General features: G+C 71.4%; 21 protein-coding genes. 11 read left to right on the forward strand and 10 right to left on the reverse strand.

Going from position 1 to position 25542, the window contains the following annotated elements:
* The first annotated feature begins 173 nt into the window (after positions 1-173).
* The gene (locus ACZ69Q_RS13710; protein ID WP_471041169.1) at positions 174-968 is read left to right on the forward strand and encodes a serine/threonine protein kinase; all 795 of its coding nucleotides are present in this window, start codon (positions 174-176) and stop codon (positions 966-968) included.
* A gap of 89 nt (positions 969-1057) precedes the next feature.
* Positions 1058-2557, forward strand: coding sequence for a protein kinase domain-containing protein (locus ACZ69Q_RS13715; protein ID WP_471041543.1), 1500 nt, complete (start codon positions 1058-1060; stop codon positions 2555-2557).
* 19 nt (positions 2558-2576) lie between these two features.
* On the opposite strand, the gene ACZ69Q_RS13720 is transcribed toward ACZ69Q_RS13715, so the two are convergent.
* Positions 2577-3737, reverse strand: a complete 1161-nt coding sequence (locus ACZ69Q_RS13720; RefSeq protein WP_471041171.1) for a hypothetical protein — start codon at positions 3735-3737, stop codon at positions 2577-2579.
* A 356-nt stretch (positions 3738-4093) separates the two neighbouring features.
* Between ACZ69Q_RS13720 and ACZ69Q_RS13725 the strand changes: the two genes are divergently transcribed.
* Together ACZ69Q_RS13725 and ACZ69Q_RS13730 are read left to right on the forward strand one after the other, a co-directional pair.
* The gene (locus ACZ69Q_RS13725) at positions 4094-6190 is read left to right on the forward strand and encodes a HelD family protein (RefSeq protein ID WP_471041172.1); all 2097 of its coding nucleotides are present in this window, start codon (positions 4094-4096) and stop codon (positions 6188-6190) included.
* Between the two features lie 51 nt (positions 6191-6241).
* Positions 6242-6457 (forward strand): hypothetical protein, encoded by a 216-nt coding sequence (locus tag ACZ69Q_RS13730; RefSeq protein WP_471041174.1) that lies wholly within the window; start codon positions 6242-6244, stop codon positions 6455-6457.
* Between the two features lie 27 nt (positions 6458-6484).
* On the opposite strand, the gene ACZ69Q_RS13735 is transcribed toward ACZ69Q_RS13730, so the two are convergent.
* Together ACZ69Q_RS13735 and ACZ69Q_RS13740 are read right to left on the reverse strand one after the other, a co-directional pair.
* Positions 6485-6691 carry a three-helix bundle dimerization domain-containing protein gene (locus ACZ69Q_RS13735; RefSeq protein WP_471041175.1) on the reverse strand — a complete coding sequence of 69 codons (207 nt, stop codon included), beginning with the start codon at positions 6689-6691 and terminating at the stop codon, positions 6485-6487.
* A 44-nt stretch (positions 6692-6735) separates the two neighbouring features.
* On the reverse strand, positions 6736-7131 hold the full coding sequence (locus tag ACZ69Q_RS13740; RefSeq protein WP_471041177.1) for a luciferase domain-containing protein: 396 nt from the start codon (positions 7129-7131) through the stop codon (positions 6736-6738).
* Positions 7132-7417: 286 nt separating this feature from the next.
* On the opposite strand from ACZ69Q_RS13740, the gene ACZ69Q_RS13745 reads away from it, so the two are divergent.
* The gene (locus tag ACZ69Q_RS13745) at positions 7418-8695 is read left to right on the forward strand and encodes an alginate lyase family protein (RefSeq protein WP_471041178.1); all 1278 of its coding nucleotides are present in this window, start codon (positions 7418-7420) and stop codon (positions 8693-8695) included.
* A gap of 33 nt (positions 8696-8728) precedes the next feature.
* Here the strand turns inward: ACZ69Q_RS13745 and ACZ69Q_RS13750 are convergent, their stop codons facing one another.
* The 3 genes from ACZ69Q_RS13750 to ACZ69Q_RS13760 all read right to left on the reverse strand — a co-directional run bounded on the left by ACZ69Q_RS13750 (position 8729) and on the right by ACZ69Q_RS13760 (position 14391).
* A complete protein-coding gene (locus ACZ69Q_RS13750; RefSeq protein ID WP_471041179.1) occupies positions 8729-9961 on the reverse strand; it encodes a glycoside hydrolase family 88 protein in 1233 nt (410 codons plus the stop codon).
* 154 nt (positions 9962-10115) lie between these two features.
* A complete protein-coding gene (locus ACZ69Q_RS13755; RefSeq protein WP_471041181.1) occupies positions 10116-12017 on the reverse strand; it encodes a glycoside hydrolase family 97 protein in 1902 nt (633 codons plus the stop codon).
* A 37-nt stretch (positions 12018-12054) separates the two neighbouring features.
* Positions 12055-14391 carry a glycosyl hydrolase family 95 catalytic domain-containing protein gene (locus ACZ69Q_RS13760; protein WP_471041182.1) on the reverse strand — a complete coding sequence of 779 codons (2337 nt, stop codon included), beginning with the start codon at positions 14389-14391 and terminating at the stop codon, positions 12055-12057.
* A 237-nt stretch (positions 14392-14628) separates the two neighbouring features.
* Between ACZ69Q_RS13760 and ACZ69Q_RS13765 the strand changes: the two genes are divergently transcribed.
* Positions 14629-15567, forward strand: coding sequence for a LysR family transcriptional regulator (locus tag ACZ69Q_RS13765; RefSeq protein ID WP_471041184.1), 939 nt, complete (start codon positions 14629-14631; stop codon positions 15565-15567).
* A 25-nt stretch (positions 15568-15592) separates the two neighbouring features.
* On the opposite strand, the gene ACZ69Q_RS13770 is transcribed toward ACZ69Q_RS13765, so the two are convergent.
* Positions 15593-15883: a hypothetical protein gene (locus tag ACZ69Q_RS13770; RefSeq protein ID WP_471041185.1), complete on the reverse strand. Its 291-nt coding sequence runs from the start codon at positions 15881-15883 to the stop codon at positions 15593-15595.
* Between the two features lie 150 nt (positions 15884-16033).
* Between ACZ69Q_RS13770 and ACZ69Q_RS13775 the strand changes: the two genes are divergently transcribed.
* Positions 16034-17260 carry a TolB family protein gene (locus ACZ69Q_RS13775; protein ID WP_471041186.1) on the forward strand — a complete coding sequence of 409 codons (1227 nt, stop codon included), beginning with the start codon at positions 16034-16036 and terminating at the stop codon, positions 17258-17260.
* Positions 17261-17273: 13 nt separating this feature from the next.
* Here the strand turns inward: ACZ69Q_RS13775 and ACZ69Q_RS13780 are convergent, their stop codons facing one another.
* From ACZ69Q_RS13780 to ACZ69Q_RS13790, 3 genes are all read right to left on the reverse strand, one after another.
* Positions 17274-17450 carry a hypothetical protein gene (locus ACZ69Q_RS13780; RefSeq protein ID WP_471041187.1) on the reverse strand — a complete coding sequence of 59 codons (177 nt, stop codon included), beginning with the start codon at positions 17448-17450 and terminating at the stop codon, positions 17274-17276.
* An 83-nt stretch (positions 17451-17533) separates the two neighbouring features.
* A complete protein-coding gene (locus tag ACZ69Q_RS13785; protein ID WP_471041188.1) occupies positions 17534-18616 on the reverse strand; it encodes a substrate-binding domain-containing protein in 1083 nt (360 codons plus the stop codon).
* A 16-nt stretch (positions 18617-18632) separates the two neighbouring features.
* Positions 18633-21146, reverse strand: a complete 2514-nt coding sequence (locus ACZ69Q_RS13790) for a SpoIIE family protein phosphatase (RefSeq protein ID WP_471041190.1) — start codon at positions 21144-21146, stop codon at positions 18633-18635.
* A 306-nt stretch (positions 21147-21452) separates the two neighbouring features.
* Here ACZ69Q_RS13790 and ACZ69Q_RS13795 point away from each other — a divergent pair, with 306 nt between their 5' ends.
* From ACZ69Q_RS13795 to ACZ69Q_RS13810, 4 genes are all read left to right on the forward strand, one after another.
* A complete protein-coding gene (locus tag ACZ69Q_RS13795) occupies positions 21453-22541 on the forward strand; it encodes a sugar ABC transporter substrate-binding protein (RefSeq protein WP_471041545.1) in 1089 nt (362 codons plus the stop codon).
* Between the two features lie 44 nt (positions 22542-22585).
* A complete protein-coding gene (locus tag ACZ69Q_RS13800; protein ID WP_471041192.1) occupies positions 22586-23359 on the forward strand; it encodes an ATP-binding cassette domain-containing protein in 774 nt (257 codons plus the stop codon).
* A complete protein-coding gene (locus ACZ69Q_RS13805) occupies positions 23353-24645 on the forward strand; it encodes a sugar ABC transporter permease (RefSeq protein WP_471041194.1) in 1293 nt (430 codons plus the stop codon). The genes ACZ69Q_RS13800 and ACZ69Q_RS13805 overlap by 7 nt, the downstream gene beginning before the upstream one ends.
* A gap of 100 nt (positions 24646-24745) precedes the next feature.
* Positions 24746-25378, forward strand: coding sequence for a DedA family protein (locus ACZ69Q_RS13810; protein ID WP_471041547.1), 633 nt, complete (start codon positions 24746-24748; stop codon positions 25376-25378).
* Positions 25379-25542: the final 164 nt, after the last annotated feature.

Below are 25542 nucleotides of genomic sequence, written 5' to 3' on the forward strand. Positions count from 1 at the left end.
GGTGGTTGCGATGGCCGCTGGGAGCGGTGATGCTCTCGGTGTCGCAGCGACCCTGGCGGACTGACCATCCGCCGTCGACCGCCGTTGCGGTACCCATCCACGCACCACTCGCCGAGCCGGCGGCCACCGGAGCCGCCGTAGAACCTCGGCGACCATATCGGGGGAGAACCGGCATGGAAACGATCATTGTCCAGCCGCCCGGTCCGTCGGGGCCGGATGCCGGCGGCGCGGGCAAGCCCGAGCTGCTGCACATGGGGCCGGGCGACGTTGCTGAGTTCGGGCGCGGCATGCCCGGCGGCGGGGGCGTCGCCCTCGTCCTGCCCGACCCCGGGATATCCCGGCGGGCGGGTCGGCTGGAGGCGGCCGACGACTACTGGCGGCTGTCGAACTTCAGCCGCGATTCCGCGTATGTCGTCGAGAACCTGGAGGGTGCCGGCGAGTACATCACCGTCGCGCCGGGACGGCTCGGGGCCCCGGTGCCGTTCGAGTTCTCCCGGGTGGTCCTGCCCGCGCTGACCGGGAGCGTCGACTTCAAGGTGTTCGCCCCGCAACACGCCTACCTGGACGAGCGGTCGGCGCCGGGTGCCGGTGAACAGACCGTGCATCCCTACGCGCTCGACATGACGGCCAAGTACTTCCTGGTACTGGTGGCGCTGTGCGAGCCGCGGCTGCGCGACCAGTCGGACAGCGCGCTGCCCGGCGCCGGGGACATCGCGGAGCGGCTGCGCCCGCTGGAGAGCTGCCGTGGTCTGACCCGTTCCGCCGTCAACTACCACATCGACTACCTGGCCTTCGCGAAGCTGCGCCTCGACGTCGGCGACGAGCCCGGAGCGGAGGGCAACGGCCGTACCGGCGCCAAGCGCGCCCGCCTGGCCTCCCTCGCGCTGCGCTTCGGCCTGGTACGGGAGGAACACCTCTCGCTCCTGCCCTCCCGCAAGCGGACCGTCCCGCAGGAGGTCGGCGCGTGAGCTTGTCAGGCCACGGGGAGGGCTTCGGGCAGGACGTCGGGGAAGGAGTCGAGGAGGACGTCGAACAGGCTCCGCTCGCAGCGCCTCGCCTGCCCGCGGGATTCCGGATCGAAGGCTGGGAACTGGGCGAGGTCATCGGCTCGGGCGGCTGGGGCACCGTGTACGAGGCCCGCGCTGTCACGGGCGGTACGACGGCGGCGGTGAAGGTGCTGCCGACCGGCGCACTGGCACCCGGGCAGCGTGCCGCGCTCGGCGAACTGGTCGCGCGCGAGGTGCGGTTCAGCGCCGAGGCGGACCATCCGCACCTCGTACGGACCCGGGCCGTGTGCACCGTCGAGGCGCCGGACCTGCCGGTGCTTGACGGGGCGATCGCGCTCGTCATGGACCGCGCCGAGGCCAGTCTGCGCCAGGTGCTGGACGGCGCCGGAACCGGTTCACCGGTGGCGGACTCGGTGCGGATTCTGCGGGGCGTCGCAGCCGGCCTGGCCCATATGCACGGCGCCGGCTGGGTGCACGGCGACCTCAAACCCGCCAACGTGCTGCTGGGCGCGGACGGCGAGGTCTGGCTCGCCGACTTCGGCCTGGCCACCGAACTCGACGGCACCCACGCCCACTTGCCGCCGCTCGGCACACTCGACCACCTGCCGCCCGAGTGGTGGTCCCAGCGCACCGGCGCCGAGGGGACGTTGGTGCGGCCGACCGCCGACATCTGGGCCTTCGGCGTCCTCGCCCATCAGGTGCTCACCGGCGGCATCCACCCGTTCCCCGGCGCCACCGCACGCGCCCGCTCGCTCGCCGCCCAGGCCTACGCCCGCGGCACCGCCCAGCTCCGTCTCGACGCCGGACTCGACGAGAACTGGCGGCGCCTCATCGGGGACTGTCTGGCACCGGACCACACGACCCGGCTCCCCCACACCGCCGCGAGCCTCCTGACCCGGATCGAGCAGTTCTCCGGCGCGCGTGGCCGACGCCGGTCGCTGCCGATCACGGCGTTGTCGGTCGTCGGGGTCGCGGCCGCCGCCGCGGTCGGGTTCGCGCTGTTCGGGGCCGGCGCCGGCGGTGACGACGATGACGACCCCGGACGTAGCGCTCCTCCCACCGTCACCGGCGCACCCATCGTGGCGCCCGGGGAGATCCCCGAGGACTCCGACGTACCCGAGGCGCTGCGCCCCGTCCTCGTCAACGCCGCCCGGCGCTGCACCGACGCGGAGGTCACACCCGCGCTGCTCGCCGCCCTGGTCAAGGCGGAGAGCGGGTTCGACGTGAACGCGGCCCGCCCGAAGTCCGGGGAGTACGGCATCGCCATGTGGACGCCGTCGGTGTTCCGGGCCTGGGCGGTCGACGGTGACGGCGACGGGGACAAGGACTACCGGTCGCCGGCGGACGCGATCTCCACGATGAGCCTGTACGTGTGCTGGCTCGACCAGCAGTTCAAGAAGGCCCACCTGCCCGCCGAGGACCTTCCCGCGCTGATCGCGGCCGGCTACCGCACGAGCGACCGCACCGTCATCGAGGAGCGCGCAGTCCCCGAACGCGTGAAGCCGCACGTCGACAAGGTGCTCCGCTTCCTCGCCGACTACCAGCGGTGAGGAAGCGGCCCCGCGGTGATCAGCAGTCCTTGACGTCCGGCAGGCGGTTGTCGGGCGAGCTGATGTAGATGTTCGAGATCCAGCCGCCGTACTGGGGCAGATAGGCCCACCAGTCGTTGCTGTACGGCGGCACCTCGACCCGCTGTCCCCTCGCCTGGCATCCCACCAACACCTCGACACCGGCGGGGAGTTGGGTGATCGGATCGTTGCCCGTGGACGGGTCACGGCGGACGTTCACATGGTTGCTCCAGGTGCCGTACCACCACCCCGCCGGCCGTGCGGCCCCCGGGACGTTCAGGGAGCGGGTCAGCCGGCCGATGTCCGTGTACGCCTTCCCGTACGAGGTGCCGACGGGGTGCAGCGTGAACACGGCCACGATGAACCGGTCCCCGGCGCCCACCGTCCCCGTGCTGTGCAGCACGGGCCGGGTCAGGTCCACGCCCGCGGCGGCGGCCAGAGCAGGAGCCGGAGCCTGAGCCGCGGCACTTGCCGCGCTCGCCGCGCCTCCCGTCCCGCAGGTGCCCTTCTCGTACGAACCCGACCAGCCCTGCTTCACCGCCCACGGCTTCTCGAACGCCCCGGCGATGCCGAAGTGCTGGTCGAAGTGGTCCGAGGCGCAACGCGTGGACTGGCGGAGGTTGCCCATGACGAAGTCGCGTACCGGGCCGGGCGCCGAGTCCAGGACGTAGCGGTAGATCTTCACCGTGTCGCGGGCGGAGAGCGAGGTGTAGCCCCAGTAGCCCTCGTAGCCGGCGGGCGGCGGTGTCGTGTCGCTCAGGCCGAGACGCTCGGGTGAGGCCATGCGCGTGATGATCGCCGACCCGCCGTTCACCTCCCAGTAGTGGTCGGCCGCGTCGTCGTAGCTGCTGCGCAGCATCGGCTCCAGCAGGGCCCGGTCGGCAGGGGGCACGGTGTAGTCGGGGCCCCGGTTCCAGAGGAAGTCCAGCGCCAGCAGCAGCTTGACGACGGAGGCGGAGCGGAAACGGGTGCTCGTGTTGAGCTGCTCGGTGAAGGTGCCGGTCTGCCGGTCGAATACGGCGGCCCCCGCGGTGACCCCGTCGGGCACCTGGACGGACGCGGCGGCGTTCAACGGGCGCCGGGCGGGGGCATCGGCGGCGGCGGACCCTGCCGCACCGGTGACGAGCAGCAGCGCGGCGGCGGCCGCGAGAAGTCGGCGCATGTCGTGCCTTTCGCAGTTGGCGGTTTCAGAGCCGGGAGGACGGCCGGGCCTCGCCGAGGCCGTCTTGTCGAAGGCGACCTGCCGGCCGATGTGGGCGCTCTTCGCCGGCGATAGGCGGACGTTGACGGGGCGGTCGCGGAAGCGTGTGGTGCGGCCGGGGCGGGTGGAGACACCCGAACCCTAGGGAGGGAACCGGGCCGGCGGTCCCTGACAAATGTCAGGGTGACGGCGGTGCAGTGACGGGCGCGGCCGTCGCGTTGCGGCCCGGGGCGGCTGACGCCAGGAGGTAAGTCAAGACTTACCTTTCCCGCGGTCCGACCTCATAGTGGTGAGCCGCACCGAGAGGAGGCCCCCTGTTGTCGCAGTTCAGCGACGGTGCCGCACGCCAGGTGAAGGCGGAGCAGGACCACGTGACCGCCGTGTACGACCTGCTCGACGTACGCGTGAGCGAGGCGCGCCGACAGCTTACGGCCGTGCTCAAGTCACCGGTGGACGGCGCCGGCAGCGGGCGGGAGGTGTACGAGCGCGATCTCGCCGCCGAGCGTTGGACGACTCAGGTCCGCCGACTGGAGGCGGCCGAGTCCGGGCTGGTCTTCGGCCGGATCGACGGTGTGGAGGGCAACGCCCTGCACATCGGCCGGATCGGACTGCACACGGACGGCCATGACGTGCCGCTGCTCGTCGACTGGCGGGCTGCGGCGGCACGGCCGTTCTACGAGGCGACGACGGTCCACCCGATGGGACTGCGCCGGCGCCGGCACCTGCGGGTGGAGGACCGCAGGGTCCGCGCGGTGAGCGACGAACTGCTGGACGCCTCCGCCGCCACACCCGACGACGTCCTGGACGACAACCCTTTGGCGGAGGTCCTCCAGGCGCGGCGGACGGGGCGGATGCGCGCGGCGGTCGCGACGCTCCAGACGCAGCAGCACGCGATCGTCCGGTCGCCGCACCGTGGAGTGACCGTGGTGCAGGGCGGACCCGGCACCGGCAAGACGGTGGTCGCCCTGCACCGGGCGGCGTATGTGCTGTACGCGTTTGCGCGCGTGGCCGAACGTGGCGTCCTGGTACTCGGCCCGAACGCTCGCTTCCTCGACTACGTCTCCCAGGTGCTGCCCTCGCTCGGTGAGAACGACGTCGTCCTGGCGACCTGCGAGGAGCTGGCCGGGGCCGAGCCGCAGGCGGTCGAGCCGTGGGAAACGGCGCGGCTCAAAGGGAGTTCGGTCATGGCGGACGCGCTGGCCCGCCTGGTGCGCGCCCGGCAGGCGGCGGCCGGCGACTTCGCCGTCCGGCTTGGTCAGGAATGGGTCCAACTGCCGGAGCGGGACGTCGCCAGGGCCCGGGACGGCGCGTTGGCCACCGGCCTGGGGCACAATCGCGCTCGGCAGGTCTTCAAGACACTCCTGATCGACGCGGTCACCGACCTCGTGGAGCGCGGCGCCGTGCAGGCCCTGGAGCGCATCGACGCCGAGGTGGCGGCGGCCACCGGCCTGGACCTGGACCGTGCCGCGGCGGACGACTTGCGCAACCTCGGCCTCGACGACGCGCCCGCGGCCGTACCGGCCGACGAATTCGACGCGGACGCCGTCCGGGCCGGTCTCCTGGACGATGCCCATGCGGACCTCGCCGTGGAGGCGCTGTGGCCGCGGCTCGTACCCGAGGACGTCGTATCCGCGCTGCTGACGGACGCCGACGCGCTGGCCGAGCACCTCTCGCACCTCACCGACGAGGAACGGGCCCTGCTGCTGCGCACACCCGGCGCGCCGTGGTCCGACGCGGATGTGCCGCTGCTCGACGAGGCGGCGAGCCTGCTCGACGGACCGCCCCGGCGGACGTACGGGCACGTCGTCGTCGACGAGGCGCAGGAGCTCACCGGCATGCAGTGGCGGATGATCGTCCGCCGGTGCCCGGCCAGGTCGATGACACTGGTGGGCGATTTCGCCCAGGCGGGCCCCGCCTCGACCGCACGCACTTGGTCCGAGGCGCTGGGCCCGGTCCTCGGTCCGCGCTTCGACCTGCACTCCCTGACCGTCAGCTACCGCACCACCCAGGAGATCCTTCAGACCACCGGCGACCTCCTCACACGAATCGCTCCCGGCGAGAGGCCCAGCCGCTCGATCCGCCACGGCGATGCTCCGCGCGTCCTGATCGCCCGCCCGGACACCCTCACCGCCACCCTGGCCGCGGAACTCCGCAGCCAGATGGCGGAGCACCCCGGTGAGCTGCTGGGAGTGATCTGCGCCGACGCCCGGATCCGCGAGCTGCGCTCCGCGGGGGTCACACGATGGGCGCATCTGCTTCCGGCGTCCCAGGCACGCGGCCTGGAGTTCGACGGCGTCCTCGTCGTCGACCCGGAGGAGATCGTCGCGGCCCGCCCCAGCGGGGAACGCGACCTCTATGTGAGCCTCACCAGGGCCACGAAGCGGCTGTGCACGATCACCGTCCGCCCCGCCTGACGGTCTCGCGCTCCGCATGCGCCCTCTCGGTGTGGGCCGCACCCTGGTGCCATGGCCGCCGCACAACCGATCGTCGTCTACCCGCTCGCCGAGGACGGCGGGCGACGGGTCCGTGTCGACGACCGGTTCGTGGGCATGGCGTACGGCCTGCTCGACGTCGTCGAGTTCCTGCGCCTGGTGGGCCTGGAGGACGTCGACGACGACTGGGTCCGCCGGTCCGAGCTGATCGAGTGGCGCGGCAGCGGGCCGGAGGGCTGGGAACGGTAGCGCGGGGCGCCGGTCTTCCGGTCCCCGTCAGACCGCTGATTCGTTCAGGATGATCCGGGCCCTGCGTTCGACGAGTACCGGAACGAACTCGCGCACCGGGCGCCCCACGAAGGCCGCGTGGACCTTCGAGACGGCTTCCTCGACCTCGGCCGGGCTGTGCGTGGCGCCGAAGGCGCTCTTCAGCCGTTCCACCACGGCACGGATGGCGTCCTCTTCACGTGCGTTGTCAGCCACAGTGCACCTGCCCAAACCGGTACGACCTGCTCGGAAGCCCGAACTCAGTCTGCGCCGAGACCCTGGCGCGCAACAACCGCGCTGCGCCGGTCATTGCATCTGGCCGGTGGCGCGTGATCGGGAAGCGGCCATGTCTGATGAGCCCGCAGAGCGAGGCTGACCAAGGTCATCAGCAGGTCGAAGTCCGCCACCACCTCCATGCGCACCGTCACCCAGTGCGAGTCGGGGAGCACCCGGACCGCGGTCGCGGCCTCGAGGTGTTCCTCGAACCGCCGGATGACCCGGGCGGTGAGGCAGAGGTCGAGGTCACTGTCGGAGTGGAAGTGTGCGATCTCGCCGCGGGCTGCGGCCAGTGCCCGGCCGGTTCCGCAGCTCGGTTCCACCTCGGTGAGGTCGGGCCAGGTCGCCAATTGCGCGAAGGCTCGCGCGGCCAACGTCATACGCCCATCATTCACCCCTCACCGCACGGCCACCAGAAGGTGAGGATCTCTTAACCGTGCCGTTCGCGTGATTGTCCGGATCCGGTTTCGACGGATTCGACACCGTGGCCGGCGAACGCGGCGGGTGCACGGCCGCACCGGCTTCCGAACGCCCGCACCGACAAACCGCCGCACACCCCCTTTCCCCCTCCTCATCGCCATGTCATGCTCACGCTCAGCACGCACGTACATATGAACGTCGTTCATATCCATAAACACTGCGAAGAGCAAAGCATGGAGGGCGGACATGAGCGCACGACCCCGATCGGGCATCCTGCTGGTGGCCCTGGCCGCGTTCACGGCGGGAGCCGTCCCCGCCGCCACGGCCCGGGCGGAGGCGCGGCAGACGCCCCGCGTCCCGCACACCGCCGTCCTGGACGGCGCCCGGCTCCAGCAGACGAAGGTCCGCCTCGATCACAGCGACCCCCAACTCCGGCGTGCGGTCGCGGCGTTGACGACCCGTGCGGACAAGTGGCTGAACCAGGGTCCGTGGACCGTCGTCGACAAACCCCGGCCCGCCCCGAGCGGCGACGTCCACGACTACCTCAGCCAGGCCCCCTACTGGTGGCCCTCCAAGGCCCCGGCCCAGGACAACCCCTGGGGCTGCCCGTATGTGCAGCGCGACGGCGAACGCAACCCCGAGGTCGACTCCGGCACCGACCGCCAGGACGTCGAGAAGACCTTCGACTCCGCCTACGACCTCTCCCTCGCCTGGTACTACACCGGCGACAGGCGGTACGCCGAGAAGGCGGGGCAGGTGCTGCGCACCTGGTTCCTCGATCCGGCCACCCGCATGAACCCGAACCTGAACCACGCCCAGTTCATCCCGTGCAAGTACGACGGCCGGGCCATCGGCATCATCGACTTCTCGCAGTCGTACACGAGCGTCCTCGACGCGCTCGCCCTCCTGGAGACCGGCGCCCCCGGCTGGAGCGCCAAGGACCGCACCGCCATGACCAAGTGGAACACCGACTTCCGTGACTGGCTCAAGAACAGCGACTTCGGCAAGCAGGAGGCCGCCGCCACCAACAACCACGGCACCTTCTACGACATGCAGCTCGCCGCCCTCGCCTACGCGACCGGCGACAAGGACCTGGCCCGCCGGACGGTCCTGGATTCCCGGACCAAGCGCATCGCGCCGCAGATCGCCGCCGACGGCAGCCAGCCCCAGGAGCTGACCCGCACAAGGAGCTGGCACTACTCGACGTTCGACCTGGTCGCCTACACCCGGCTCGCGGCGATCGGCCGGCACGTCGGCGTGAACCTGTGGGCCTACCAAGGGCCCGACGGGCAGAGCCTGTTCAAGGCGGTGGACTATCTGCTGCCCGCCGCGACGGGAGCCGCCGCCTGGCCGCATCCGGAGCTGGAGTTCCGCCGGTTCGCGGCGACCGACGTCGTCCATGCCGCCGCCGATGCCGGGGACAGGCGGGCACAACGGGCCGTACCACTGCTTGAGGAGCCGCCGGGCGGTGACCTGTGGGCCCTGCGGCCGGCGGCGGAACAGCTCGACTCGATCGCGGGCTGACCGGCGCCCGGCCGGTCCGCCCGCGAGGGCCGTTCAGACCGTGGACAGGTCGATCGCCCGGTCGACGTCCTGCGGCCGGAGCACGCGCAGGATGCCCTCCAACAGGTAGTAGTCGGCGTACGGCAGGGAGATCTCGACGCCGTCCTCGCTCGGCCGGTTGCGCGTGCACCGGGCGACGACGGCGTCCGCCCGGGCCGAGTTCCGCGTCAGACAGGTCTCCGCCAGCGCGGTCAGCAGCCGCAGCGCCACGTCCCGGTAGGACTGCCGGCCGGTGGCCACGGCGAGGTCGAGCAGGCCGCACGCCATGATCGCGCCGGCGGAGGCGTCCTTGATGTCGTTCGGCTGTTGCGGGGCGCGGTAGTCCCACACGGGGACGTGGTCCGGGGTGAGCACCCCCACGGCGTAGTCCGCGAGCTTGCGGGCCGTGGCGAGGAACTCGGCGTTCCCGGTGCGCCGGTACATGGTGGTGAAGCCGTACAGCCCCCACGCCTGGCCGCGCGACCAGCACGACGTGGGGCTGTAGCCCTGGACGGTGTTCGGGCCGATCGCGGCGCCGCTCGCCGGATCGAAGTCGTAGACGTGCGGGGTCGATCCGTCCGGGCGCGGGAAGACCCGCTGGGCGGTCTTCGCGTGCGCCACGGCGATGTCCAGGTACTTGGCGTCGCCGGTCTGACTGCTCGCGAAGGCGAGCAGGTCGAGGTTCATCATCGTGTCGATGATGACCCGGCCCGCGTTTCCGGTGTCGCTCAGGGCACCCCAGGCTCTGATGAAGCGCCCGCGCGGGTTGTACCGCTGGATCAGGGAGTCGGCCGCGCGAAGGGCACCGGTCCGCCACTTGTCGTCGCCCGTCAGCCGCCAGGCGGTGACCCAGGACGGGTAGAACAGGAATCCGAGGTCGTGCGTGCCGGTGTCGTTCTGGCGGGGGGCCAGCTTCTCGGCAGAGGCGAGCGCCCAGGTGCGGAAGGCGTCGTCCCCGCTGTGCAGCCAGGCCATCCACAGCGTGCCGGGCCAGAACCCGCCGACCCAGTCGCCGTTCTGCGAGTAGGTCCACTTCTCGAACTTCGTGCCGACGGGGAAGGCGGTCACGGTCGGTGCGACCGCGTGGAGCTTGTCGACGGCGTAGTCGGCCGCGGCGCGGAACTTGCGCAGGGTCGGTACCGGCACAGGGGCGGCGGTCACGTCCGCGGCCACGGCGGGCGTCGAGGACGCTCCTATCGCCGCGGCACCGGCCGCCGTGGCCAGCACAGTTCGCCGGGAAACAGTCATGGCGGTACCTCCAACTGGTCAACGGGAGAACGGAGTTGACCGAGCCTTGCACGGCTGGCGCACGCATGTACACCCACGTGAGCGATGTTCATCTACATGAACACATCAGTCCCGGCGGGCCGCCCTGCGCTGCGGCCCGCCGGGACTGAGCTGCTCAGCGGTGACAGGTGGTGAGGCCCGGGCGCCAGCGGCAGGCGATCGAGGCGAACCCGCCGCCCGCGACGACGTCCACGGCGAGCGTGTCGCCGCCGCGCAGCACCTGTCGGTGCCGGACGAGTCCGCCCGCGCCGTCCTCGATCGTCTCGACCAGCCAGCGCCCCGCCCCGATGCCCAGCGGCACCTCGACGGCGCGGGCGGCTCCGGCGTACACGCCGCCGAGGAACCAGCGGTCCCCACCGCGTCGGGCGAGCACGGCCTCCTCGCCCGGCCGGCCGGCGAGCAGCCGGGTGTCGTCCCAGGCCGCCGGGACCTGGTCGAAGTAGGCGCGGGCCAGCGGCCGTTCGTCGTACGACCCGGGGGTGCCGGCGAACATCTGGAGGCCGGACTCGTAGGCGACGGTGAGGCCGACCTCGGCCGCGTCCGAGTTGGGGCGCAGCCCGACGCGCTGGAAGGCGCCGGAAGTGAAGTCCATGGAGCCGATGACGTTGCGGGTGAAGGGCAGGGTGGTCAGATGGGCGGCGGTGTTGGTGCGCTTCTCCTCTCCGGCGACGCCCTCCAGGGTCATGACGTGGGGCCAGGTGCGCTGGATGCCCTTGGGGATCGTGGAGCCGTGGAAGTCCACCATGAGGTGGTGGGCGGCCGTCTCCGTGAGGATGGTGTCGTACCAGCGGAGCATGGGCTGCGCCTCGGAGTTCATGAAGTCGATCTTGACTCCCTTGACTCCCCACCGTTCCAGGGTGGGGAGCCACAGGTCGCGCTCCTCGGGGGTGTCGAGTTCTCGCTGGTGGATCCAGACGACGATGCCCACGCCCTTGGCCCGCGCGTACCGCACGAGCTCCGGCATCCAACTGTTCGCCCGCCAGTCGGGATCCACGGTCTCCCACTCGCCGGGCTTGTAGTACCAGCCCGCGTCGACGGCCTCGTACGGCCAGTTCCGCTCGGCGGCGTAGTCGACGTACGCCTTCTGCGCGGCCAGGCTCTGGCCTGCCTCCTTGCCGCCCGCGAGCCAGGTCCACAGCACGGTGCCGGGCCTGATCCAGGAGGCGTCGCGGACCTTGGAGGCGGGGGCGAGGTCGTCGGTGAAGGTGGAGCGGGTGATGGTGGCGAGGTCGCCGGTGATCATCGCCCGCCAGGGGGTGGCGAGCGGCCCGTCGGTGTCGATCCGGTCGTCGGCGAGCTTGATGCGATAGGTGCCGGTGCCCTGGTCGTGGGCGAGTCGGGCGCCGGAGTAGCCGCCGGTGAGATCGGACTCGGCGAGCAGGGTGTAGCCGCCGTCGGTCTCGAACAGCGCCTGGTCGGAGTACTCACCGGTGGGTGCCGTGGCGGCGGTGTACCGCACGAACTGGCCCTCGTTGTCGACCCGGTAGGTGCCGAGCCACGCGGCGGCGTCCGCCGGCAGGTTGAAGGCGGAGTTCTCGCCGAGCACGTCGCCGTACCCGCCCGGCAGGACGTAGCGGTAGGCGACGCCGTCGGCGGAGGCGCGGACGACGAGGTCGAGCCGGGCGCCCGTGGAAGTGGCGAACGACAGTCGGGTCTCGTTCATGCGGACCCGGCGGTCCAGTCGCTTGCCGGACTTCGTCCGGTAGCGCTCGTCGACCAGCCGGTCCCGGCGGTTGAGGAAGCGCAGGTCCTTTGAGAGGTCGGCCTGTTCGGTGACGATGCCGACGGGCGACGGTTCGAGCACCGTACGGCCGCCGCGGCTCACCGACAGGGAGACGGTGCCGTTCGCCTCGTCCAGGGATATCCGCGCTCGCGGTTCTTGCGCCGCCGCGGGCCCGGGGCCGGACACCGTCCAGTCGAGCTCGCGTCCATCGGCCCGTGCGGGCGCGGTCGTGAGAAGTGTGGCCACCAGCCCGGCGCAGAGCGCGGCGACCGCGGTCCTGACAGGAACCGCCATGTGAACCCTCCTTGTGGTGCGTGCCGTCGGTCGGTGGTTACGGCAGTCCCCAGGCCGGGCCCGGTTCGCCGGCGGCGACGGGCGCTATGACGAGGTCGGGACGGGAGCCGGAGTGGACGAGGACCTCGCGGCCCTTGGGCAGGTCGATGGCGAGGGAGCCGTCGCCCAGGTCGCGGGTGCGGGCCGGTGTGCCGTCGTCGAGGAGCACGGTGAGGGTCCCGGTGAGGCCGTGGCGGAGGTGGAGCGGCTCGCCCGCCAGGCTTCTGATCCGGATGAACCGGGTGGTTCCCGCCTTGCGGACGGCACTGACCAGGAAGGCGCCCTGGGTGCGGAAGTCGTGCAGGGTGACATCCGCCCAGTCGGTGGGGACGGCCGGGAAGACACGGATCACGCCGCCCCAGCTCTGGCAGAACATGTCGTGCAGGGACTGCGAGGCGGACAGCGGCGTCTCGATGACCGGACCTGCCTCGGTGTAGTGGGTGTTGGCCTGGCAGGGGTAGCGGGTGGTGGGGTCGAAGAACTTCCGCAGATAGCCGATCGCCGTGTCGCCGTCGCCGGTCATCGCGTAGATCGAGGCGGCGCCGGTGTAGCTGTAGCCGCGGTGGGCGCCGGTGAGCGCGTGCCAGTGCTCGACCGACTTCGTGATCAACTCGCGGCTTTGGGGCTGGTCCCAGTTGACGAGGTACAGCGGGTAGACCATCAGCAGGTGCGAGTAGTGGCGGTGGGACTGGGCGTACGGGGTGCCGGCGCCGATCATGAAGCCGTTGTCGTCGACCGGGTACGGCGTGAGCTTGGCCAGCGTCTCCTGCCATCGCGGCTTCAACTCGTCGTCCACGCCGAGCAGTTCCGCGGACTCGATGAGCGTCCGGCAGCCCCAGCGGATCAACGCCAGGTCGTAGTTGGTGTCCTGCGGCGGCACGACGGGGTACTCGGGCGACAGGGTGCTCGGCAGGTGCAGCTTGCCGTCGCTGCCCGGGGTGAGGAAGTGCAGGTAGTAGTTGATCGCCCGGCGCAGCACCGGGTAGATCGTGTCGCGCAGCAGGGACTTGTCCATGGAGTGGCGGTAGGACAGCCAGGCGTTGTGCAGCGCCCAGGTGAGGTTGCCGGCCTCGCCACCGGTGCCTATCTCGGGCACGCCCCGGTTGGCGAACATGTCGGAGCTGCGGCCGACTCCGGAGCTGTCGGCGCGGTAGGCGGCGGGCACGTTCGCGATGAGCTGTTCCTGGTTCTGACGCAGGGTGGTGGCGAGCGCGTCGAGTTCCAGGTGGTTGGAGCCGTGGATGAGCCAGTACTCCAACTGGACGTTGAGGTTCCACCAGACCGCGGGCCAGGGCGTGGGCTCCAGCCAGGGCCCGGAGGTGGCCATCACCGGCCCACCGGCGCGGCTGGCGGAGGCGACCTTGTAGAGCTGGATCCAGTGGAAGCTCTGGAGCCGCTGGTCGGGGAAGGAGATGAAGCTCTTGCGGTAGAAGGCGTGCCACCAGTTGGTGTGCCGTCGCCGCAGGGCGTCGTACGACGTCGCGCGCCGCAGGTTGCGCAGGGAGTCGGCTTCGGCGGCGGTGTCGGAGGGGAAGCTGTGACCGACGCAGAGCAGCAGTTCGTCGTCGCCACGGCGGTACGCGGTGGCGGTCCGGCCTCCTCCGGTGAGGGGCTGGAGGACCTGCTCGGTGCCGTCGGGTGCGGTCCGCGTGGTCCAGGGCGGGTTGGCGGTGTAGCCGGCGGGCGGTGCCTCGCTGATCTTGCGGGGGCTGACGGCCTCCTCGGGGTGGAAGGTCCACGTGACCCGTTCACCGCCGTCGGCCGTCGCTCGGACGCCCAGGACCTCGTCGTGGACGAGGGCGGCGAGGGTGAGCGTGCCGGCGGTGGTGGTGACGGTGCCCGTGAGTTCGGCGTTCCACAGGCTCAGCCGCCAGTTCACGGCGGTGATGGTGCCGACGGGATCAAGCGTGAGGTGTCCGACGGGCAGCCGGCAGGTGCCCCAGCCGCTGCCGAACCGGGGCCGGTGGTCCTGGACCCGGCCGTGCTGGACGGTGAAGCGGATCCGGTTCGCGCCCGGCTCCTGGTAGACCATGCTGCCGAGCAGGCCGTCACCGAGGAACGGGCCCTCGTACCAGCGCGTGGGCAGTCTGGTCCACAGCAGGTCCTGGCCGCGCAGGAAGCCGGCCCAGGCGCCGTCGCCGCTCATGGTGTTGCGCAGTTTCCACGGGCGTCCGCCGCTCCCGGCCGCCGAGCCGTCGGCGGCGGACGGCACCGTCGGTAAGGCCTCCTCCGCGTGGGCCGTCCCGGGCAGGGCCACGGCTGCCGCGCCGCCGAGCGCCGTGCCGAGCACGGCTCTTCGGGCCACCTTCGAACGTTGCTCCGGCTGTGAGGTCATCCTTGTCCTCCAGACCTGACGGATCATCGATACATCGGGTGTATCGCGGAACCTAGCAGTCTTGGCGGACCTGTCAATGACCTCAACGGCACCAAGAGTAGGGGGAATTCACGTAGCCATCCGGGTTGACCATGGCACCTACATCAATGAACTCCATCCAACCTCTTGACTCATCCGATGTATCACTGGGTTACGGTCGGCCGCTCCCACCCCCTCCGTACGAATAGGGTGGCCGGTGTGGATCTCAACGCCGTACGCACCTTCGTCGCCGTCGCGGACGCCGGTCAGTTCCAGAAGGCCGCCATCGATCTGTCCCTGACCCAGCAGGCCGTGTCCAAGCGCGTCGCGACCCTGGAGCGGGAGCTCGGGGTGCGGTTGCTGACCCGCACGCCGCGCGGCGCCGAGCTCACCATCGACGGGCAGGCGTTCCTGACCCATGCCCGGTCCCTGCTCCAGGCCGAGGAGCGGGCGAGGGCCTCGGTGCGTCCCGGCAGTCGCGCCCTGCGCGTCGACGTGATCGGCCGCCGGGCGTCGCTGGCCGGTCTGCTGCGCGACTTCCACCGCAGCCGTCCCGAGATCGCCCTCGATGTCGTGACGCTGCCCGGCGCGGAGGAGGCGATCGCCGCCGTCCGGGACGGCACCATCGACGCCACGTTCCGCGCCGTCACCATGCCGGGGCAGCGGATCCCAGACGGCATCGAGACCAGTCCGGTCCACGACGAGCCGCTGCACCTGTTCACCGGTCCGGCACACACGTTCGCCGGAGCCGCCGCCGTCAGCCCCGCCCAACTGGCGGGCCACCGGATCTGGATGCCGGGCAACGTCCCGGGTACGGAGTGGACCGCGTACTACGAGGCGCTGGCCGCCGACTTCGGGCTGACCATCGAGGCGACCGGCCCCAACTTCGGCGTCGAGGCGCTCATCGACACGATCGCGGCGTCCTCGACGCTGGCCACCATCCTCGGCGCCCAGACACCCCTGGTCTGGCCCGCCGGCTACGAGATGCGTCTCATCCCGCTGCGCGACCCGACCCCGGTCTACCCGCACTCACTGCTCTGGCACGCCGACAACCCGCATCCGGCGCTCACCGCGCTGCGCGAGCACCTCGCCTCGGTGCACCACGACTCCCCGGACAGCGAGATCTGGGCACCGGCATGGGCCCGCCGCGGCGCGTGAGCGGGCCTGGGACAGGTGAGCCGGCCTAGACGCCGATTCCCCCGAGGAGGACGAAGAAGCCGAGCAGTCCGGCCGCACCCAGGACGGTTCCGAGTGTGGCGGTCCACATCCGGCCGATGCCCTGACTCGCGTAGTGGATGCCCGCCACACCGAAGGTGACGGCAAGGGCACCGGCCATCCACGCGAACGGGAAGAAGACGAAGGCCCCCATGGCGGAGAAGGGCCCTATGGCGGAGAAGGCGCCCAGGCCGAGAGCGACGGGCCCCAGGGCGGTGGCGGGTGTGTCGTCCTGAGCGGCCGCGTTCGTGTCACGCATGATCTGATCCCCCTTTTTTGAACACGTTCAGATCATGCCTGAAGGTCGGGCAAAGATCCAGTCCTGCAAGGCTTTTGTGGCATTGACCCTTCACGGGCTCCGCGCTTTCATCCCGACTGACGTCGCCCGACTCCGAAGGGAAGCCCTCCGATGAGACCTCGCTTACGCATCGCCCTGACCACCGCCGTGACGGCCGCGCTCACCTCTCTGCCCGCGCCCGCGGGGGCGGCGACGGGGGCCGGCCCGGTCCCGCGCACCGAGCGGATCAGCGTGGCTCCCGACGGCGCCGGCGGCAACGGCCACTCGGTGGAGCCGGTGGTCAGCGCGGACGGGCAGGTCGTGGCCTTCGCCTCGGGGGCGACGAACCTGGTCCCCGGCACTGACGCGTCGTACAGCGTCTACTACCGGACGGCACCCGGCGCCCCGCTCACGCGTGTGGTGGTCCCGGGCGAGACGACGTCGACTCCGCGGCTGTCCCGGTCCGGGCAACATCTGACCTTCACCTCGTACTCCCCGGCGACCGCCACGTCCTCCGTGCACGTCATGGACCTGCGCACCGGACGGACCGAGCGCCTCGCACCCTCGCTCGACGAGGACTACCACGTGTCGTACGGCGCCGCCCCGATCAGCGCGAACGGCCGGTACGTCGCCTTCGTCGCCCGGCCCGCCGCCGACGAGCACGGGGCCTTCGCCTGTCGGGTCATGCTCCTGGACCGCCGGACCGGGCAGGTGCGGCGGGTCAGCCGGCCCTCGGACGGGTCGAAGAACTTCCATCAGTGCCAGCAGATCTCGATGAGCGCCGACGGCCGCAAGGTCGCCTATCTTCAGGGCTATTCGGGGCCGGCCGACGACGACCAGGGCGACATCCTGGTGTACGACCGGGTGACCGGCCGGACCGTCCAGGCGGACGCCACCTACGACGGCACGCCCGCCGACAGGTCGGCCGTCGCTCCGGTGCTGAGCGCCGACGGCTCGAAGGTCGGGTTCAGCTCGACCGCCGGCAACCTGGTGCCCGGCACCGATCCGAACGACGGCTGGAACGGCTTCGTCCGCGATCTGCGCACCGGCACGCTCCAGCGGTACGACGGCCGCTCCCCCACCGACCTCACGCAGGTCTGCGATCTGTCCGTGAACGGCGCGAAGGTGCTGCTGAACACGGCGGACGCGAACCGCCGGACGCTCGGGCTGATCCTGCGCGAGCCGGGCACCGGGCAGGAGGAGCTGCTCTCCCCGGGGCAGGACGGCGCGCCCGTCACCGTGGGCCGCGCGGCGCTGAGCGCAAACGAGTCGACGGCCGTCTTCGACTCGTACTATCCCGGCCTGGTGCCCGAGGACACGAACCTGATCGGGGACGTCTTCGTGCGAACCCTGCGCTGAGCCGGGGAGCCCGTCACGCCGGCCCGATCTCGTCCGTCCGCTCGCCCTCGGCCTGGGACGGCTCGGTCCTGGGGACGTCCGGGTGCTGTTCCACGGCCGCGCGCTCGGCCGGCTCGTCGCGTTCGCCCTCGGCCTGCGAGGGGGTGTGCGAGTACAGCCAGCGGTCGTAGTCCGAGGCTCCGGTCTTCATGGCCGACCTCCCTTGGTCGTTCACCTCCCATGCTGCGCCCGGCGCGGCGCGGCGACCAGCCGTCCCGCGTCCGCCGGGTCCGCTCATCCGGTGAGTCCGACCCGGTCGCAGGCGGGGCGCAGTCTCGGGGGGCAGATCTGCCGCACGGTGAACACGCCGTCGTGGACGACGGTGCGCTCGAGGTCGGCGGCCGTCACCGGAACCGGTGTGAGCAGGATGGACGGGATGTCGTGGCGGGTGGGGCTGTCGATCTGGGTCGTCGAGACGTCGCGGACGTCCTCGCCCCGCCCCAGGGCGACGGCCATGGCGGCGGCCGCGGCGGCTTCCTTCCCGAACGGCTTGTACACCGTCATGTACTGCTCGCCCTCGACGATGCGCTGCACGGCCTCCAGGTCGGCGTCCTGGCCGGTGACCGGGGGCGGATCGTCGACGCCTGCCTTCTTGAAGGCGGAGATGACGCCCGCGGCGATGGCGTCGTTGGCCGCCAGGACGCCGCTGATGCGGTCCGCCCCGAGCGCCGAGATCGCCGCGGACATGTTGGCGTGGGCGCTCTCCGGACTCCACGCCTGCGTATCGTACGACCGGGCGATGTCGGCCCGGCCAGAGAGGACGGACATCGCGCCGTCGCGGAACCACGCCGCGTTGGCGCTGCTCGGATCGCCGTTCATCATCACGACGGTCGTGCCGTCGCCGCGCTGCGCCATGGCCTTCATGAGCGCCTCGGCCTGCATCCTGCCGACCTTCGCTCCGTCGAAACTGACGAAGCCGGAGATCGGGCCCTCGGCGAGCCGGTCGTAGGCGATGACCGGGACGCCCGCGCGGTCCGCCTCCTGGATCGAGGAACGCAGCGCCTTGCTGTCGGCGGGGTCGAGGATCAGGACCTTCGTCCCCTTGGTGATCATGGAGATCATCTGCTGCCGCTGTCTCGCCACGTCGTTCTCGGCGTTGGCGTACACCATGGTGCAGTCGGCGCACAGTTCCTTGAGATGCTGCTCGATCAGCGGCTTGTCGGAGTGCTCCCAGCGGGGGGTCACCCGGTTCGGCAGCAGCAGGCCCACCGAGAAGCCTTCCGTGTCCGCCTTGCCGTCCCCGCCGCAGCCGGCCAGGGCCACCGTCAGGAGTCCGGCGACGAGTGCCGCGACGGCGTGCAACGCGCGTGTCCTCATCGCAGCTCCCCTCCGTTCACAGCCTCGCGTCCGCGGTGGCCGGCTCGCTCGCCGGCACCGTGATCTCGCTCCACACCTGCTTCCCGCCGGCCACCGGGACGGTGCCGCTGGCGTCCGACACGGCCTCGACCAGCAGCAGGCCCCGGCCGCCCGTCGACTCCCAGTCCACGATCACGGGCTTGGCGGGCGCGCGCGGCGAGGAGTCGCTCACGCTGACCCGGACCCGGTTGCCGCGCAGCACCAGGTCGAGTCGTACCGATCCCTGCGTGTGCACCAGGGCGTTGGTGACCAGTTCGGACACGACGAGCAGCACCGCGTCGGCGGCTTGCTGGACGTTCCAGCGGCGCAGGGTGCGCGCGGTGAAGCGGCGGGCGTGCATGACGGCGTCGGGCAGCCGCCACACCACCCAGCCGGCCCGGATCGGCTTGGTCTTCATGCCGTCGTAGCGCAGGAGCAGCAGCGCCACGTCGTCCTCGCGCCGGCCGATGTCGCCGAGCAGGGCGTCGGCCATCCGCGCCGGGTCCACCGGATCGGCGGCGGCGAGCGCGGCGCGGGTCCGTTCCATGCCGGCGTCCAGGGGCAGATCGGCGGCCTCGACCAGGCCGTCGGTGACCAGGGCGAGGACCGTGCCGGGGGTCAGCGCGACGGAGGTGAGGGGGAACTCCGCGTCGGCGAGGATGCCCAGCGGGGGCCCGCCCTCGACCTGCACCTCCTCGGTCCTGCCGTCGGGGTGGCGCAGTAGCGGCGAGAGGTGTCCCGCCCGGACGAAGAGGGTGGTGCCCTCCTCCATGTCCAATTCGACGTAGCAGCAGGTGGCGAACAGGTCGGTCTCCATGCCGACGAGGAGGCGGTTGGCGTGCGAGACGACCACGTCGGGCGGGTGGCCCTCCACCGCGTACGCCCTGACCGCGGTGCGCATCTGGCCCATGATCGTCGCGGCTCCGGCGCTGTGTCCCTGCACGTCACCGATGACGAGCGCGACACGGTCCTCGGACAGCGCGATGACGTCGTACCAGTCGCCGCCCACCTGCAGCCCGCGCCGGGCGGGCAGATAGCGGGCGACGGCCGTGCCGCCGGGCAGTTCGGGCAGCCGCCTGGGCAGCAGGCTGCGCTGGAGCATCGTCGCGAGTTCCTCCTCGGCGTCATGGGCGTGCGCGCGATTGAGGGCCTGCCCGACGAGCGCGGCGGTGGCGGTCAGCAGGGACCGTTCCTCGGGGAGGAACTCGTGCGGCCGGTCCCAGCCGACCACGCACAGGCCGGCGACGCTGCCCTTCGCCGGGAGCGGCAGGACGGCGAGGCCCCCGGGGCCGACGCCCGCGAGTCCCGGTTCGAGTGCGGTGCCCGCGGGCCACAGATCCATCCGGCCGTCCCCCAGGGCCAGTTGAAGCGTGGGCAGGGCGCTGACCGGTGCGTCGGGCCACTCCGAACGCCACTGGGCGCGCCACAACTCCGGCCAGGCGTCGGGCTCCGGCGGGTCGAGCAGCGTGACCATCAGCCGTTCGTCCCGGATGTCGGCGAGCGCCACCCGGTCGGCGCCGAGTGGCTCGCGCAGCGCGGTGAGTGCCACCCGTCCGACGTCCTGGACCGTCACCGCGTCGTCGAGGGCGGCGGTCAGCCACTGGATCCGGGACACGTCGTCGGCGCTGCGGCTCTTGACCTGTGTCGCGGTCACCACGCCGAGCAACTGCCCGGGCTCGTCGGCGGTGCCCGCGAGCACCCGGCAGCTCAGGCTCAGCCAGCGCACCTCGCCGGTGGGGCGGCGGACGCGGAACTCCAGCTCCCGTCGGCCCAGCGCGTGCAGGGACGGCTCCAGGACGGACATCAGCGCGGGGATGTCCTCCGGGAGCGCGTGCGCGAGCAGGGTGTCGGTCTTGCCGTCGAAGTCGTCCGGTGTGATGCCGACCAGTTCCAAGAGCGCCTCGTCCGCCTCGATCAGACCGGTGTCGGGCACCAGGACGAACGAGCCGACGCGCAGCCCGCGCAGGGCCCGGCTCAGCGCGGACGCGCCCGGTGGCCGGCCCTCCTCGGCGGTCAGCACGCAGGTGACGGCGTCGGCGTAGCGCTCCAGGAAGCGCTGTTGCCCGGCGTCGAAGCCGTCCGCCGAGGCGCCCACGACGACGAGACAGCCCAGCCTGGTGCCGTCGGCACCCAGTGGCAGGGCGCCGAGCGAGGCGGTTCTGGCCCGCGGCGGCGTGGGCGCGCCCTCGGGGTAGGAGGCGAGGGCGGCGGCGTCGAGCCAGAGCGGCCGGTCGGTGCGGAAGGCCTGGGCTGCGGCCGAGCCGCCCGACATGGACAGCCGCTGCGGCAGCCGGTACTCGGGGGTGACACCGGCGGCCGATTCCAGCAGCCGGAGCTCGTCGACGCCTGCGACAGTCGTGTAGAGCGCCGTCATTGCCGCTCCGGCGAAGATCAGGGCGCGGTCACTCGTGGCGGCCTGCGGCGCCGTAGGCGGTGAACCGGTGTCGGCGGTGCCGGCCTCGGATGCCTCCGGAACCGGATATCCGGTTCGGGCACGGCCGTCATGAGGCATGTCCGCAACCTTCCTCCCGTTCCTGCCGGAGGTGCCGAGGGAGCTCGGGGCAACCCCGACTCCCAGCGCTGTTCGGGCGCCCGAACACCAGAATCGCATATATGGATGAGCCGGACATATCCGCCCGGTCGTCGCTCCTGGACGCGTCGCGCGCCGCCCTGCCCACCGCCGGGTGACGGGCCCTCGCCGCACCGGGCGAAGGGCCCTCGCTGCGTTCGCAGATCACCCCGCCCGGTGTCACACTGACCAGGTGGTCGGCATGTGAGAAGGCCAGGTGTCGCCATGCTCGCCAGAGAGATCCCTCGTATGAAGGCCTCCATACGCAACGCGGCCCTCTCCATGATCGCGATCCTCACGGCCGTTGGACTCGCCGCCTGCGGGACGGACGGCGGGAGCGCCTCCGGCACGGAGAACGGGCCCCAGATCGGTGTGCTGCTGCCGGACGCGACCACGGCCCGCTGGGAGACCAACGACCGGCGGCTGCTGGAGAAGAACATCCAGGAGCTGTGCGACACGTGCACGATCGAGCACGGCAACGCCAAGGGCGACGTCGCGATGCAACAGCAGCAGATGGACGCGATGATCGCCGAGGGCGTCGACGCCATCCTCCTGGTCGCGGTGGACTCCCGGGCCCTGGCCGCCTCGGTCAGGCAGGCGGAGGAGGCCGGCATCCCGGTCATCGCCTACGACCGCCTCGCCGAGGGCCCGATCGCGGGCCATGTCTCCTTCGACGGCCAGGAGGTCGGCAGGCTCCAGGGCCGGGCGCTGCTGAAGGCCATGGGCGACGAGGTGCCCGGGGCCGAGATCGTGATGATGAACGGCGACCCCAGCGACCCCAACGCGGTGCTGTTCAAGGAGGGCGCGCTGTCCGTCCTGACCGGGCAGGTGAAGATCGGCAAGGCCTACGACACCATCCAGTGGCGGACCGAGGCCGCCAACCTGAACATGGCCGGCGCCATCGCCGCCCTCGGCGTCGACAACATCCAGGGGGTCTATGCCGCCAACGACAGCCTCGCCGCCGGCAGCATCGCCGCCCTGAAGGCGAACAAGGTGGACCCGCTGCCCCCGGTCACGGGGCAGGACGCCGAACTCGCCGCCGTACGGCGCATCGTCCGCGGCGACCAGTACATGACCGTCTACAAGCCCTTCCCGCCCGAGGCCGCCGCCGGCGCCGCCATGGCCGTGGCCGCGGCCCGCGGGGAGAACCTGGACCGGGTCGCCAAGGACAAGGTGCGCACGAGCGAGGGCAAGACGGTGCCGGCGGTCATGCTCACGCCGGTTTCCGTCACCGTCGGCAACATCGACGACACCTTGGTGAAGGACGGCGTGTACACGGTCCGGCAGATCTGCGTCCCCGATCTTGCCGCCGACTGCGAAACGGCCGGGCTGACCTGACCTCGGCCCGGACCCGTCCGGGCCACGGGAAGGAGATGGTGTTCGTGCCTGCTGCCCCCCTGCTGGCACTGCACGGCGTGTGCAAGCGGTACGGCGCCGTCGAGGTCCTCATGGACATCGAACTGGAGGTCCGGGCCGGCCAGGTCGTGGCACTGCTGGGCGACAACGGAGCGGGCAAGTCCACCCTGATCAAGGTGATCTCCGGGGTCGCGCCCGCCGACCGGGGCGACATCACCTGGGACGGCCGGCCCGTCCACATCAGACGCCCCAACGACGCCAGGGACCTCGGCATCGCCACCGTCTACCAGGACCTCGCGCTGTGCGGGAACCTCGACGTCGTCGGCAATCTGTTCCTCGGCCGTGAGATCCGCAGATTCGGCTTCCTCGACGAGATGGAGATGGAGCGCCGCACCGCTCAGCTCCTGGAGCGCCTGACCAAGCGCGTCCCCGAGCTGCGCGCGCCCGTCGTGTCGCTGTCCAGCGGTCAGCGGCAGACGGTCGCCATCGCCCGCTCCCTCCTCGGCGAGCCACGGCTGCTGCTGCTGGACGAGCCGACCGCCGCACTGGGACTCCAGCAGACCACCGAGGTCCTCGACCTGGTCGACGAGCTACGGGACCGGGGCCTGGGCGTCCTTCTGATCAGCCACAACATGGGCGACGTGAAGGCGCTCGCGGACCGTGCCGTCGTGCTGCGACTCGGTCGCAACAACGGCTTCTTCGACGTGAACACCGTCTCCCAGGAACAGATCATCTCCTCCATCACCGGGGCGACGGAGAGCACGCCCCGCCGACCGGCCCACCAGGAGGCGGCGTGGTGAAAGGAACGCACGACATCGCGGACACCCCGCAGGCCGAATCCGCCCAGCCCGACGCGCCCGGCGCCGAGACCCGCAAGGCGCCGCGCGGGTCTGCCGCCGGGCGGGCGATGGAGAGCTCGCTCGCCTTCGCCAGGCGCAAGCTGCGGGCCGGGGACGTCGGCTCGCTTCCCGTCGTCGTCGTCCTCGCCGTCGTCTGGATCACCTTCCAGTCCCTGAACTCCAACTTCCTCTCGCCGCGCAACCTGTCGAATCTCAGCGTGGACATCGTCGGCACGGGGCTGATCGCCGTCGGCATCGTGTTCGTGCTGCTGCTCGGTGAGCTCGACCTCTCGGTCGGCTCGATCAGCGGGCTCGCGGCGGCCGTGTTCGCCGTGCTGAACGTGAACAACGGCGTGCACGAGTGGCTCGCGCTGATCATCGCGGTGCTGGCCGGCGCGGCGGCGGGCACCGTGCAGGGCTACTCCTTCGCCAGAACCCGGGTGCCGGCGTTCGTCGTCACGCTCGCGGGGCTGCTCACCTGGAACGGCCTGATGCTCTACATCCTGGGCAGCAGCGGCACGATCAACCTCGACGAGAACGGGCTCGTCGCCGATCTGACCAGCTACTACTTCACCGACGACGCCGTCGCCTACGGGCTGGCCGCGCTCGCCACGGGCCTCGTGTTCCTGGTGTCGTACCTGGACCGACGGCGCCGGACGGCCGCCGGCATGCCCCACCGCTCGCTCCAGATCATCGCGGTGCGCGCCGGCGGGCTCGCGGTGATCGCGTTCGCCGCCGCCTATCTCCTCAACCGGTTCCAGGGGCTGCCGCTCGCTCTCCTGATCTTCCTCGTGGTGGTCGGCGGCCTCGACATCGTGCTGCGCCGCACGCACTACGGCCGCCAGGTGTACGCCCTCGGCGGCGGCGTCGAGGCGGCCCGGCGCGCCAGCCTCCATGTGACGCGGGTGCAGACCGCCGTACTCGCGGTCTCGGGCACGATGGCCGCGGTCGGTGGCCTGTTCCTGGCCTCGCGCATCACCTCGGTGAGTCAGAGTTCGGGCTCGGGCGTGCTGCTGCTCAACGCCATCGCGGCGGCCGTCATCGGCGGCACCAGCCTGTTCGGCGGGCGAGGTTCGACGTGGTCGGCGGTGCTCGGCATGCTGGTGATCCAGTCGATCGCCTCGGGCATGTCCCTCACGGACACACCCGCCGCCGTCCAGTTCATGATCACGGGTGGGGTGCTGTTCGCCGCGGTGGTCATCGACGCGTTGTCGAGACGCTCGCAGGAGGCGCACGGACGGGCTTGAACGACAGGGGTTGCCGGCCCCACCGGAACAGGCGCCCGCGCCACCCGCACGGGATGCTGGAGTCAGGGCGCGGGACGAGGAGGGCCGGGAGGTGATCGCGGTGATCGCCGTCAACCCGATGGACAGCGACTCGGTGCTGGCGACCTTCGGCGCCCTCGGGGTCCTCGTGGTGATCTTCGCGGAGTCGGGCCTGCTCGTGGTCGGCTTCTTCCTGCCCGGTGACACGCTCCTCTTCCCGGCGGGCGTCCTGTGCGCGGCGAGCGCCGACCAGGCACCACGGCTGGTGCTGTGGCAGGTGCTGCTGTGCGCGGCGGTCGGGGCGGTGGTGGGGGGCCAGGTCGGATTCCTGCTGGGCCGGCACGGCGGCCGGGCACTGCTGGCCCGCACCTCGAAACGAGGCGTACGGGATGCGGCGGCGCGCGCGGAGAAGCTCCTGGCCCGCTACGGCTATGGAAAGGCCCTGGTGATCGGCCGTTTCATCCCGATGGTCCGCACGGTCCTGCACCCGGCGGCCGGTGCGCTGGGCGTACCCACCCGGACCTTCACCATCTGGCAGATCGTGGGCGGCCTGCTCTGGTCGCAGGCCCTGGTCCTGCTCGGCTACACGCTCGGAGCCTCCGTTCCCGGCATCGACGACTACCTGCTGCCACTGGTCGCCCTGGTCGTCATCGTCTCCCTGCTGCCGATGCTGCCCGTGCTGAACGAGGCACGCCGTTCGAAGCGCGACCGCTGACGCCGGACCGGAACCGCCGAGCGTCCCCAACTAGCGCTCGCGCATGGGGGTTCCCGGTGAGGCCGAGATCTTCGGAAGTTCTGTTCGACCCATCGGACATTGTTCGAAAACTCTTGACGCTGTGCCACACCCCGTTTGACACTCTCGCAACACGACGTCACACA

This window comes from Streptomyces sp. NPDC036764 (genome assembly GCF_055609385.1).